This window comes from Montanilutibacter psychrotolerans, from assembly GCF_003719825.1.
In the GTDB taxonomy this organism is placed as follows: domain Bacteria; phylum Pseudomonadota; class Gammaproteobacteria; order Xanthomonadales; family Xanthomonadaceae; genus Montanilutibacter; species Montanilutibacter psychrotolerans.
On sequence record NZ_RIBS01000003.1, the window covers coordinates 454513 to 467238 of the forward strand.

A 12726-nucleotide genomic window follows, 5' to 3' on the forward strand; every position below is an offset into this window, starting at 1 on the left:
CATTCACGTCGGCAGGTCGCGATGCGCAGCCGGGCTAGGCACAATGCGCGCCATGCGCACCACCGCCGACGAGCCCACCATCGACACCTCGCCCTCGCCCGGCGACGAGGTCAAGACCACCACCTGCTACATGTGCGCCTGCCGCTGTGGCATCAAGGTGTGGCTGGCCGACGGCAAGATCCGCTACATCCAGGGCAACCCCGCGCACCCGGTCAACCAGGGCGTGCTGTGCGCGAAGGGTTCGGCCGGCATCATGCAGCACTACTCGCCGGCGCGGCTGCACAAGCCTTTGCTGCGCGTGGGCGAACGCGGTAGCGGCGAGTTCCGCGAGATCGAATGGGAGGAAGCGCTGCAGATCGCGGCCGGCTGGCTCAAGCCGATCCGCGAGCGCAATCCCGACGAGTTGGCCTTCTTCACCGGCCGCGACCAGAGCCAGGCCTTGACGGGCTGGTGGGCGCAGCAGTTCGGCACGGTCAACTATGCCGCGCACGGCGGCTTCTGCTCGGTCAACATGGCCGCCGGTGGCCTGTACACGCTGGGCGGCAGTTTCTGGGAGTTTGGCGAGCCCGACTGGGAAAACGCCCGGTACCTGATGCTGTGGGGCGTGGCGGAAGACCACGACTCCAACCCGATCAAGCTCGGCCTGGGCAAGCTCAAGGGCCACGGCGCCAAGATCGTGGCGGTCAACCCGGTGCGTTCGGGCTACGGCGCGATCGCCGACGAATGGATTGGCATCCGACCGGGCACCGACGGACTGTTCGCGTTCGCCCTGGCCCACGAGTTGCTTAAGGCCGATCGCATCGACCTGGACTACCTCGTTCGCTACACCAACGCGCATTGGCTGGTGGTGCGAAACCCCGGCGGTGCCGACGACGGCCTGTTCGTGCGCGATGCCGACGGCAAGCCGCAGTGCTTCGACAAGACCGACGGCGCACCCGCCGACGCGAACCGCATCGACGTCTCGCCGGCCGTGGTCGGGGAGTACGTGCTGGCCGACGGCCGCACGGCGATCCCGGTGTTCCACCTCGTCGCCGAGCGCTACCTTGATCCGCAGTACGCGCCCGACGCAGTGAGCGAACGCTGCGGCATTCCCGCCGACACGATCCGCCGGATTGCCCGTGAGCTGGCGGAGGCCGCGTTCGACAACCCGGTCACGCTGCCGATCGCGTGGACCGACGCGCACGGCCGCGAGCACGCGCAGATGGTCGGTCGGCCGGTGGCCATGCACGCGATGCGCGGCATCAGCGCGCACAGCAACGGCTTCCACACCTGCCGCGCGCTGCACCTGCTGCAGCTGCTGCTGGGCGCGGTGGATACGCCCGGCTCGTTCCGTTACCAACCGCCCTTCCCCAAGCCCATCGCGCCACCCAATCGGCCCGGCAAGACGCGCCAGGCCAACGGCGCACTGGACGCCGCGCCACTGGGTTTCGTGCATGCGCCGGAGGACCTGCTCGTCGACGCCGACGGCAACCCGCGCCGTATCGACCACGCCTTCTCGTGGGCGTACCCGCTGTCGGCGCACGGCATGATGCACACCGTGATCCGCAACGCGTGGGCGGGCGACCCGTACCGCATCGACACGCTGCTGATGTTCATGGCCAACATGAGCTGGAACTCGGCGATGAACACCACCGAGACCATTGGCTGGCTCACCGACAAGGACGCCGACGGCGCGTACCGGATCCCGCACATCATCTACGCCGACGCGTACGCATCGGAGATGGTGGCCTACGCTGACCTGGTGCTGCCCGACACGACCTACCTCGAACGCTTCGATGCGATCTCGATCCTGGACCGGCCGATCTCCGATGCCGACGGCGCCAGCGACGCGATTCGCCATCCCGTACTGGACCCGGCCACGCAGGCCGAAGGCCGCGACGTGCGCGGATTCCAGTCGGTGCTGCTGGACATCGGCGCGCGGCTCGGCCTGCCGGGCATGGTCGAGGCCGATGGCACGCCCAAGTACCGCGACTACGCCGATTACATCGTCCGCCACGAACGCGCCCCCGGCGTCGGCCTGCTGGCCGGATGGCGGGGCGAACACGGCGAGCACCACGCCAAGGGCGCGCCCAACCCCGACCAGCTGCAACGCTACATCGACAACGGCGGCTTCTGGCGCAGCGAGATTCCCGAGAACGCGCGCTACTTCAAGATGGCCAACCGCAGCTACCTCGACTGGGCGCACCGCATGGGATTCCTCGGCCATGCCGAGCCGATCGTGCTGCAGCTGTATTCGGAAACCCTGCAGAAGTTCCGCCTGGCCGCGCTCGGCCACGGCGAACGGCAACCGCCGGCGCAGCACCGCGAGCGCGTCGCGGCCTACTTCGATCCGCTGCCGATCTGGTACGAGCCGTTCGAGGGCGCGCAGGTGGCCGACGTGGCGCACGACTTCCCGCTCAGCGCCGTCACCCAGCGACCGATGTTCATGTACCACTCCTGGGGTTCGCAGAACGCGTGGCTGCGGCAGATCACCGCCCGCAACTACCTCTACCTGCACCCCGACACCGGCGCACGCCACGGCATCGCCGACGAGGACTGGATCAGCGTCACCTCGCACCTGGGCACGATCACCGTGCAGGCGCGCTTTGCCCGCAACACCCAGCCCGACACTGTGTGGACCTGGAACGCGATCGGCAAGCGCAAGGGCGCGTGGCGGCTGGGCAAGGACGCTCCGGAAGGCCGGAAGGGCTTCCTGTTGAACCACCTGATCAGCGACATCACCCCGCGTGGCGACTACGCCAACGCCGACCCGGTGACCGGCCAGGCCGCGTGGTTCGACCTGCGCGTGCGCATCGCCAAGGTGGAGGCTCCGGCCGACACAACGGACGCAGCGCGCGAAAGTCAGCCGCAGTTCGCGGCGCTGCCCATGGGCGAGGCCGACAACGCGCCCCTGCGTTACGGCGCCGGCTTCCGCCGGGCTCGCGAGGACGGCAAGCCATGAACCGTTCGCGGCTGTTCGCCGGCTGGCTGTGCGTCGCGCTCGGGTTCGCGCTGATCGCGTTGCTCGGCTATGGCGTGATCGATCCGCCGGGCATGCCCGCGGCGGGCCAGGCGACGTCGCTGGGCGCGTTGCTGCTGGGCCTGTTGCCGAGCGTGCTGTTTGCGCTGGCGGTGTTCGTGCTTGGCCTGTGGCTGCTCAAGGGCGGCAAACCGAAGGATCCGCGATGACCGACCTGCCGCCGCCGTCGAAGAAGAAGATGGGCCTGGTGATCGACCTCGACACCTGTGTCGGCTGCCACGCCTGCGCGGTCAGCTGCAAGGAGTGGAACGCCGGCGGATTTTCCGCGCCGCTGACCGACGAGAAGCCTTACGGCAAGGACCCCACTGGCGTGTGGTTCAACCGCGTGCACAGCTACGAGGTGGCGGCCACCGACTTCACCACCCCGGCGTTCGATCCCGGCGCGCACGACGCGCTCGGCCTGGGCAAAGCCAATGCCAATGCCAAGACGAGCGCCTGCGGCTCCACCGGCAGTCTGGTGCACGAAGCCATGCAGCCGGCGATGACGCTTCACTTCCCGCGCTCGTGCCTGCACTGCGAAGAGCCCGCCTGCGTGACCGTGTGCCCGACCGGCGCCAGCTACAAGCGCGTGGACGACGGCATCGTCCTGGTCGACGAGGACAAATGCATCGGCTGCAAGCTGTGCTCGTGGGCGTGTCCGTACGGTGCGCGCGAGTACTCGCACGTCGAGGGCGTGATGAAGAAGTGCACGCTGTGCATCGACCGCATCTACAACGACAAGCTCGACGAGGCCGAACGCCAGCCCGCTTGCGTCCAGGCATGCCCGACGCGCGCGCGCCACTTCGGCGACCTGGGCGATCCCGAATCCAAGGTGTCCAAGCTGGTCGCCGCGCGCGGCGGCATCGACCTGATGCCCGAGCTGGGCTACAAGCCGACCAACAAGTACCTGCCGCCGCGCCCGCGTCGCGTCGGCCAGGACGCCCCTGCCCAGGCCCCGGCCGAGCCGCTCGACACCACGGCGCTGCCGCCGGTGCTGCGCTGGCTTGACCGCGTGCTGTCGCGGTAGGCCACGGGGCCGGGCTGCATTGCGCCCTGCCCGCCGGACGCCCGCACCTTCGCCCCACGGCCGACCCGCCGCACCCACGAGCCGCTCCCGCCATGCATCCCGCGTTCTCCGTCCTGTTCTTCACCACGCTCTCGGGCGCCGGCTACGGCCTGCTCGCGCTGGTGGCCGTCGCGAGCCTGTCGTCGCGCGCGCCGGCAACGCCGCTGCTGGCGCTGTTGGTGCTGGCGTTGCTGCTGGTGACCACCGGCCTGCTGAGCTCGCTGGGGCATCTTGGCAAGCCCGGGCGCGCGTGGCGGGCGTTCTCGCAGTGGCGCAGCTCGTGGCTGTCGCGCGAGGGCGTGATGGCGGTGGTGACGTTCGCGCCGGCATTGTGGCTGGGCTGGCAGTTGTTGGACGGCACCATCCATCCAGCACTCGATCCGGCGTCCGGACCGGTGGCGACGCATTCGCCGATTGCTGCCGTGCTGGCGGTCGTCGCCGCGATCGCCACCGTCGCCTGTACCGCGATGATCTACGCCTCGCTGCGCACGATTCCGGCCTGGTGCCAGTCGCTGGTGCTGCCCGGCTACCTGCTGTTCTCGCTGTTGACCGGAGCGACGCTGCTGGCCAGTGGCCTGGCGCTGGCCGGTGCGCTGGCTGGCTTCGCCACGCCCCTGGCGGTGCTGCTCGCGCTGGCCGCGGCGGCCACCGCGCTGTTGAAGTGGCGCTACTGGTGGGCGATCGACCGGCAGCGCATGCCCGCCACGCGCGGGTCGGCGGTCGGCTTGCCGGGCCGCGAGGTCGGGGTGTTCGAGCGTCCGCACACCGAGGACAACTACCTCACACGCGAGATGGGCTTCGTGGTGGCGCGCAAGCACGCGCGCAAGCTGCGGATGATTGCGCTGGTGCTGTTCGGCGCCGTGCCGCTGCTGGCGGCGGTGCTGGTGCTCGCGTTGCCGGCGGCAGCAGCGCTGGCGATGCCGCTGGCCGCCGCGGCGTCACTGTGCGGGGCGTTGGTCGAGCGCTGGCTGTTCTTCGCCGAAGCCAAGCACGTGGTGACGCTGTACTACTGAGGAGCCGGTGGTGTGAGCGGCGGCGCGCCTCGTGCCGCGGCGCGCCTTGCCCCGGCGCCTACTTGCCCGGCTCCTACTCGACGTCGCCGATCAGCTCGGCCGCACCTTGTGCGAGCAGCGCCTGGGCGACTTCCAGGCCGAGGCAATCGGGCGCGTCGCCGCGGCCCTGCCCGTGCGCACGGACGGCGCGGCCGTCGCTGGCCGAGCCGACCAGGCCATCGAGCCGCAGCTGCTGGCCATCCAGCCGAGCAAACGCGGCCACCGGCACGTGACAGCTGCCATGCAGGGCGCGGTTCATCGCGCGCTCGGCCTCGACACAAGTGCGTGTGGCCGCGTCATCGAGCACGGCAAACAGCTCGCGCGTGGCGATGTCGTCTTCGCGGCATTCGATCGCAATCGCGCCCTGCGCCGGCGCCGGCAACCATTCCGGCGCGTCCAGGCGTGCACGGATGCGCGCCTCGAACCCCAGCCGTTGCAGACCGGCACAGGCCAGCACGATCGCGTCGTACTCGCCCGCGTCGAGCTTGCCCAGGCGGGTGTTGACGTTGCCGCGCAGGTCGAGCAGTTCCAGGTCGGGCCGCAGCGCGCGCAATTGCGCCTGCCGGCGTAGCGACGACGTGCCCACGCGCGCGCCCGGCGGCAGGGCGGCGATGTCATCGAAACGGTTGCTGACGAAGGCGTCGGCGTGGTCCGCACGCGCCAGGATCGCCGGCAGCGCGAAGCCCGGCTCCAGCTCCATCGGCACGTCCTTGAGCGAGTGCACCGCGCAGTCGGCCTGGCCACGCAGCATCGCCAGCTCCAGCTCCTTCAGGAACAGGCCTTTGCCACCGATGGCGGCGAGCGAGCGGTCAAGCACTTCGTCACCACGCGTGGTCATCGGCACCAGCTCGACCTCCAGGCCCGGGTGGGCGTCACGCAGGCGCTCGGCGACGTGTTCGCTCTGCCACAGGGCGAGCGGGCTCTTGCGGGTGGCGATGCGCAGTGTCTTCATCCGGGCATTATCGCCGCTTGCACGGGCTCGGAGGGCCCCGACGGGCACACCACCGGCGTCCCGGCCCCACGCGAGGGACGGGGGTCGCCCCGGATCAGAGGTGCTTCAGCGTCTCGCGCAACCCCGCAACGCAGCGGCGGCTGACCTCCAGCGGCTGCTTGCCGTGGCGCAGCACCGCCTGCACGTGGCCGTCGGCGGTGCGCTTGAGTTCGGTGATCTCATGGCGCGCCACCAGGCAGTTGCGATGGATGCGCACGAAGCGCTCGCCGAATTCGTCCTCGAGTGACTTCAACGATTCCTCGATGAGGTCCTCGCCACGCGCGTGGTGGACGATCACGTACTTCTCTTCGGCGTGCAGGTAGTGCACGTCCTCGATCGGAATCAGCCGCAGGCTGCCGCGCAGGCGCGCGCACAGGTGGCTGCGGCGCTGGCCGGGCGCGGCCTGCCCGGCCTTCTCGCGGCCCGCGGCAAACGTGCGCACACGGTCGAGCGCGGCGGCCAGGCGCTCGGCACGCACCGGCTTGACCAGGTAATCGATCGCCTCGGCCTCGAACGCCGACAGCGCGTGGGCGTCGTACGCGGTGCAGAACACCACCGCGGGGCGCGGCTCGAACGCGGCCAGGTGCCGCGCGGCTTCCAGCCCGTCGATGCCGGGCATGGCGATGTCGAGCAGCACCAGGTCCGGACTGAACTCGGCGCAGGCGTGCAGCGCGTGCTGGCCATCGACCGCCTCGGCGACGACCTCCACCCCGGGCTGATCGGCCAGCAGGTTGCGCAAACGCTCGCGAGCCAACGGCTCGTCGTCGGCGATGACCACCTTCATCGGCTGCCCCCTGTTCATCGGCTCGCACGCACGCCGGTGAGCGTGCGGTTCGCGGCGATAGTAGCCCCGCGCGACGGCAAGGGCGAGGAACGGGTGGAAGAAGTGGGAAACGGGTGGAACACGGGCAGGCCGCCGGGGCACGCCCGCGCGCCCGGCTCCTGGCCATCCGGATCGGCCCTCAACCGGTGGTGAAACGCCGGGTCAGCCAGTCGCCGAGGTCGCGGACCTGCTGGTCGCAGACCTGGTGCGCCATGGGATAGGCATGCCAGTCGACATCGAAGCCCAGCGTACGCAACTGCCGGGCGCCCATGTCGCCGGCCTGGTAGGGCACCACCGGATCGAACTGGCCGTGGGCCATGAACACCGGCTGGGTGGCGGCGGCGCCCACCGCGGGAAGCGTGGCGAGCAGGCGTTCGGCCATCGGGATGTAGGTCGACAGCGCCACCAGTCCGGCCAGTGGCGTGGTCCGGCGCATGCCAGCTGCCAGCGTGATCGCACCGCCCTGCGAGAACCCGACCAGCAGCACGCGCGATGCCGGCATGCCGCGCTCGGCTTCGCGTGCGATCAGCGCCTCGACCTGCACGATCGATTCCTCGACGCCGGCCTCGTCGGCACGATTGGCCAGGTTCATGTCGCGGATGTCGTACCACGCGCGCATGCGCATGCCGTTGTTAATCGTCACCGCGCGAGGCGGCGCGTGCGGGAACACGAAGCGCAGTGCCGGCCAATCCTTGCGCACCAAGTTGGGCACCAGCGGGGCAAAGTCGTTGCCGTCGGCGCCGAGGCCGTGCAGCCACAGCACGGTCCATTCCGGCGCGGGACCGGTCTCGATCTCGACCGTGTCGAGCAGTGTCTGGGAAGTCTGGTTCATGCGGGCATTGTCGCCGCGCGCGGCACGCGGCGTCACCCCGCGCCGCCGCCGGACGCGCCTGCCGCGGCGGCGCGGCGCGCCGGTCAGCCGCTTGGCAGACGGAACTGCACCCGGCGGGTGGAGTCGACACGGGCACCGCCACGCTCGAAGCGCCAGCGCGCCGCGGCGGCCAGCGCCGCCGCATCGAACACGCCTCCCCCGCTGCCGTCCAGCACGCGCGCACCGCTCACGCTGCCATCGGGACCGATCGTGAAGGCCACCAGCACGCTGCCCTCGAGCCTGCGGCGAATGGCCTGGGCCGGGTAGCGCGGTGCAGCGTCCACCAACAGACGCGGCGCGGCGTTCCCGTATCGAGGCGGCGGCGGCGCGACGCGGCCCGGCGGCGCAACGGCGGCGCGGTCGGCCAGCCGCGCGGCTTCAAGCGCGGCAGCGTGCGCCTCATCGGTGGACGATTGCAGCGCCGATGGGGGCGCCCCACGCGACGGCGCGTGCCCGGCCGCGCGGGCGGCGGCAACGGGCTGGTCACGGGCCAGCGGCTGGCGCGGGGCCTGCACCCGCGTCGCGCCCGCAAGCAGTGCACGGGCGGCCGCGTCATCGGCCGTGCGCTGGCTCAGGGCCACCGCGTCGGTGACACGGCGTGCGTGCTCGGCGGCGGCCTGCTCGACCTGTGCCAGGGTTGCTGCCAGCCGTGGTAGCGCCGGCGCCTGCGCATCCACGCGCTGCAGCAGCCCCAGCAGACGATGTGCCTGGGCGAGGTCGCCGGCGGCAATGGCCTGTTCGCTGGCGATCACCGCGTACGGCTGCAGCTCGACCAGCGCGGCGGCCACGCCGGGCGCATCGGGCTGGCGATCGCGCAGCGCCAGGTAGTGCTCGATCGCGTTGTCGCCCACCGGCGAATGGATGCGCTGGCCGTGCAGCGCGCGTTCGGCGCGTTGGCGCAGGCCGTGCGGGTCGACCGCTGCAAGGCGCGTGCCCTCGGCCACGTCGCGCACGCGCGGCGGTGGCGACGCGGCGTCGGCCGCGGTCTCCGATGATGGTTGCGTGCACGCCACCGACATCGCGGCCATCGAGACCGACAGGAACAACAACGGAATTCTGGTCACGTCGAATGCGCCCCTACGCAGCGAAATGGAGCGCAGGCTAGCCGGCGGATATGACGTCGATGCGGCAAACCGTGCGCATGGTCGCAACGCGCGCGCGTCAACGCGCCTGACTTTCCTGGGGCACACCCGCGGGGACGCGCAACGCCGTCGCGGCGCCAAGCAGTCCCGGATGGGGATGGGTGATGACGTGGATCGCCACCTGCTCCAGGTAGGCGGCGAAACGCCCCTTGGCGAGGAAGCGTTCGCGAAAGTCACTGCTGCGCAGGAACGGCACGAAGCGCGGCACGATGCCGCCGGCGATCATCAGCGTGCGCGCACCGTGGATCAGCGCGACATCGCCGGCGACGCTGCCCAGCACCGCGCAGAAACGCGCCAGCGCGCGTCGCGCGATCGGATCGTCGCCCTCCAGCGCGGCGGCAACGATCGCGTCAGGCTCGCGCATCACCGACGCGTCGTGCCCGCTGTCGCCGCCCAGCCCACGCAGGACGGCGTCGATGGACGACAGACCACTGCCAGACAGCAAGCGCTCGTACGACGTACGGCCGTGTCGTTCATCCACCCAGGCAGCGATCGCGTGCTCCTCCTCGCCGATCGGCGCGAAGGTCACGTGGCCTCCCTCGGTCGCCACCGCGTGCCAGCCGCCGGCATCCGAACCCACCAGCAGGCCGACGCCGAATCCGGTGCCGGGCCCGAGCACGGTCACCGGGCCACGCAGCGGCCCGGCGGCGAAACCGCACAGGGCGATGTGTTCGTCGTCGCGCAACGCGGGCACCGCCCAGGCGATCGCGCCGAAATCGTTGAGCACCCGCAGTTCGTCCAGCCCGAGCGCTTGCTGCAACCCGCGGCGACTGAACGACCAGGCGCGATTGGTGAGGTGGATCTCGTCGGCGACAACCGGCGACGCCACCGCGATCGCCGCACGCCGCGGCTTCTCCCCGATCGTTCCCAAATAGTGCTCGGCAGCACGCTGCAGATTCGCGAAATCGGCATTTCGTAGCGACTGCGCGTGCAGCAGCGTGGGCGTGGGCGATCGTGGGTCGGTCAGCGCGAAGCGCGCGTTCGTGCCGCCGATGTCGGCCACCAGGGCAAGGGTGCTCGACGAGAGCGTGTTCGAAGAGGTGGCCACGGTCAGCCATCCCTGCCGCAACACGTGCCCTGCCCGCACGGGGCCACCACCCACGGGCGGTGGCCGGCATCGGTCACGGCGAAGAATGTCGGCAACGCGACCGGTTCGATCATCGCCTGGTCCCACCCGGTTTCCATTCGGATCGCGCAAGCCTACCCCGGCAGCCGTGAGCCCGGCGCCTGCACGCCGTCGCCGCACCAACCACACGAGGCACACGGCGGTGTGTGGACACTCGCCTTCCGCGCCGTGTTCGCCCGGTCGCAAGAAATGGCCCGGGGGTTGTCGATTTCGCCCCCGCTGGTTCGACGTACAGGTCAAGAGCCCGGCATCGGGCGACGCGAACCACCCACCCACGGGCGGCGCCACCGCCCCGAGAGACAGGAGAACCGCCATGCGCTTCATGCTGATCGTGAAAGCCAGCCCCGAATCGGAAGCCGGCGTGATGCCGAGCGAAGAACTGCTGACCCATATGGGCAGGTACAACGAAGAGCTGGTCAAGGCCGGCGTGCTGCTCGCCGGCGAGGGCCTTCACCCCAGCGCCAGGGGTGCCCGCGTGCGATTCAACGACAACCAGCGCACGGTGATCGATGGCCCCTTCACCGAAACCCGTGAGCTCATCGCCGGTTTCTGGCTGATCCAGGTGAAGTCGTTCGACGAGGCGGTCGAGTGGGTCAAGCGCTGTCCGAACCCGATGCCGGGCGAATCCGAGATCGAGATCCGCCAGGTGTTCGAGGCCGAAGACTTCGGCGCCGAGTTCACCCCGGAGCTGCGCGAGCAGGAAGAACGCCTGCGCGAGCAGGTCGCCAGCAAGCACTGACCGCTGAGGCGCAACCAGCGGCCATGTCGTCGCTCACCGCAGCCTCCACCCGCCCCACGCGAGGACCATCCCATGCAACTCGATCCCTACCTGATGTTCGACGGAACCTGCGAAGCTGCGTTCAACTTCTACCGGCAATGCCTCGGCGGTGAGATCGTCATGATGTCGCGCTACGGCGAGGCGCCTGGCGAAGGCATGCCGGGCTGCAACCCCGACCACATCATGCACGCGCGCCTGGAGTTCGACGGCCGGGTGCTGATGGCTTCCGACAACCACCCCGACTATCCGTACGAAGGCATCAAGGGCTGCTCGATGTCGCTCAACGTCGCCAGCATCGGCGAGGCGGAGCGCGTGTTCAACGCGTTGTCCGAGAACGGCAAGGTGTCGATGCCGCTGCAGGAGACCTTCTGGGCGGTGCGCTTTGCCATGTTCGAGGACCGTTTCGGCGTGCCCTGGATGGTCAACTGCGAGAAGGCCGGATGAGCGTTGCGCGCGCCGTTGCATGACGGCGATGACGCGCTTGCGGCAATCGCGTGGCGGTGCTTTCATCGACCGCCATGACGTCAGCCGACACGCACTCGAAAATTCACCGGGCCATCGACGCGGTATGGCGGATCGAGTCGCCACGACTCATCGCCAGCCTCGCGCGCATGCTGCGCAACATCGACGCCGCCGAAGAGCTGGCGCAGGACGCGCTGGTCATCGCGCTCGAGCAATGGCCGCTGACCGGGGTTCCGGACAACCCAGGGGCATGGCTGATGACCACCGCCAGGCGTCGTGCGATCGACCAGCTGCGCCGCAGCAAGTTGATCCAGAGCAAGCACGAACAACTCGGCCACGAGCTCGAGCAGCAACAGGCGTGGCGCGACGCCGACCTCGAAGCGGCGCTCGATGCGTCGCTCGACGACGGGATCGGCGACGACCTGCTGCGGTTGATGTTCGTCGCCTGCCACCCCGTGCTGTCGGAGGAAGCCCGCATCGCATTGACGTTGCGACTGCTGGGCGGATTGAGCACGGACGAGATCGCGCGCGCCTTCCTCGTGCCCGAGGCCACCATCGCCCAGCGCATCGTTCGCGCCAAACGCACGCTCGCGCAGGCGCAGGCACCGTTCGAAGTACCGCGCGGCGCCGAGTTCGATGCGCGCCTGGCGTCGGTGCTGAAGGTCATCTACCTGGTGTTCAACGAGGGCTACCTGGCCACTGCCGGCGACGACTGGATGCGGCCGGGCCTGTGCGAGGACGCGCTGCGACTGGGCCGCGTGCTGGTTGGCATGGTGCCACGCGAGCCGGAGGCGCGCGGCCTGGTCGCGCTCATGGAACTCCAGGCATCGCGCTTCGACGCGCGCACCGAGCCAAGCGGCCAGCCAATCCTGCTGCTGGACCAGGATCGTGGGCGCTGGGACCGCCTGCTGATCGGGCGCGGCCTGACCGCGCTGGAACGCGCGGAAACGCTGTGCCAGCGACTGGGCATCGGCCGTGGCAGTTATGTCTTGCAAGCGGCTATCGCCGCCTGCCACGCGCGCGCAGCGGTGGCGGCCGACACCGACTGGTCGCGCATCGCCACGCTGTACGACGAACTGTCCGAGCTGAGCGGCTCCCCGGTGGTGGAACTCAACCGCGCCCTGGCCTGGTCCATGGCCGCCGGCCCCGCAGCCGGCCTCGCGCTGGCCGACGCGCTCGTCGACGAACCGGCGCTTCAGGGCTATCACCTGCTGCCCACCGTGCGCGGCGACCTGCTCGCCAAGCTCGGGCGCATCGATGAGGCTCGCATCGAGTTCGAACGCGCCGCCGGGCAGACCCGCAACGAGCGCGAACGCGACCTGCTGCTGGCGCGCGCGGCCGCGTGCGCGGACGGCGCGATCCCCGGCTGATCGCGGCCTGCGCTTGCCGCCTGCTCATCGACCACTCCTGCGCAGAA

At 70.2% G+C, this 12726-nt stretch carries 12 protein-coding genes; 7 read left to right on the forward strand and 5 right to left on the reverse strand.

Annotated elements, in window-relative coordinates; genetic code table 11:
* The first annotated feature begins 52 nt into the window (after positions 1-52).
* The 4 genes from EER27_RS08815 to EER27_RS08830 all read left to right on the forward strand — a co-directional run bounded on the left by EER27_RS08815 (position 53) and on the right by EER27_RS08830 (position 5077).
* Entirely contained in the window at positions 53-2941 is a 2889-nt protein-coding gene (locus tag EER27_RS08815) for a molybdopterin oxidoreductase family protein (protein WP_223807238.1), read from the forward strand.
* A complete protein-coding gene (locus EER27_RS08820) occupies positions 2938-3168 on the forward strand; it encodes a hypothetical protein (protein ID WP_123087646.1) in 231 nt (76 codons plus the stop codon). The genes EER27_RS08815 and EER27_RS08820 overlap by 4 nt, the downstream gene beginning before the upstream one ends.
* Complete coding sequence (locus EER27_RS08825) at positions 3165-4025, forward strand: 4Fe-4S dicluster domain-containing protein (protein ID WP_123087647.1); 861 nt, start codon at positions 3165-3167, stop codon at positions 4023-4025. Before EER27_RS08820 ends, EER27_RS08825 begins: the two co-directional genes overlap by 4 nt.
* Before the next feature lie 92 nt (positions 4026-4117).
* A complete protein-coding gene (locus EER27_RS08830) occupies positions 4118-5077 on the forward strand; it encodes a dimethyl sulfoxide reductase anchor subunit family protein (protein ID WP_123087648.1) in 960 nt (319 codons plus the stop codon).
* 73 nt (positions 5078-5150) lie between these two features.
* Here the strand turns inward: EER27_RS08830 and hemC are convergent, their stop codons facing one another.
* The 5 genes from hemC to glk form a co-directional block, all read right to left on the reverse strand.
* Positions 5151-6068: a hydroxymethylbilane synthase gene (hemC, locus tag EER27_RS08835; RefSeq protein WP_123087649.1), complete on the reverse strand. Its 918-nt coding sequence runs from the start codon at positions 6066-6068 to the stop codon at positions 5151-5153.
* Positions 6069-6162: 94 nt separating this feature from the next.
* Positions 6163-6891, reverse strand: coding sequence for a LytR/AlgR family response regulator transcription factor (locus EER27_RS08840; RefSeq protein WP_123087650.1), 729 nt, complete (start codon positions 6889-6891; stop codon positions 6163-6165).
* Positions 6892-7069: 178 nt separating this feature from the next.
* Entirely contained in the window at positions 7070-7762 is a 693-nt protein-coding gene (locus EER27_RS08845) for an alpha/beta hydrolase (RefSeq protein WP_123087651.1), read from the reverse strand.
* 83 nt (positions 7763-7845) lie between these two features.
* Entirely contained in the window at positions 7846-8865 is a 1020-nt protein-coding gene (locus EER27_RS08850) for an energy transducer TonB (RefSeq protein ID WP_148040983.1), read from the reverse strand.
* Positions 8866-8962: 97 nt separating this feature from the next.
* Positions 8963-10393 carry a glucokinase gene (gene glk / locus EER27_RS08855; RefSeq protein WP_123087814.1) on the reverse strand — a complete coding sequence of 477 codons (1431 nt, stop codon included), beginning with the start codon at positions 10391-10393 and terminating at the stop codon, positions 8963-8965.
* On the opposite strand from glk, the gene EER27_RS08860 reads away from it, so the two are divergent.
* From EER27_RS08860 to EER27_RS08870, 3 genes are all read left to right on the forward strand, one after another.
* Positions 10383-10808 carry a YciI family protein gene (locus tag EER27_RS08860; RefSeq protein ID WP_123087653.1) on the forward strand — a complete coding sequence of 142 codons (426 nt, stop codon included), beginning with the start codon at positions 10383-10385 and terminating at the stop codon, positions 10806-10808. The genes glk and EER27_RS08860 overlap by 11 nt on opposite strands.
* A gap of 72 nt (positions 10809-10880) precedes the next feature.
* Positions 10881-11291 carry a VOC family protein gene (locus EER27_RS08865; protein WP_123087654.1) on the forward strand — a complete coding sequence of 137 codons (411 nt, stop codon included), beginning with the start codon at positions 10881-10883 and terminating at the stop codon, positions 11289-11291.
* Between the two features lie 74 nt (positions 11292-11365).
* Positions 11366-12679 (forward strand): RNA polymerase sigma factor, encoded by a 1314-nt coding sequence (locus tag EER27_RS08870; RefSeq protein ID WP_123087655.1) that lies wholly within the window; start codon positions 11366-11368, stop codon positions 12677-12679.
* Positions 12680-12726 lie beyond the last annotated feature (47 nt).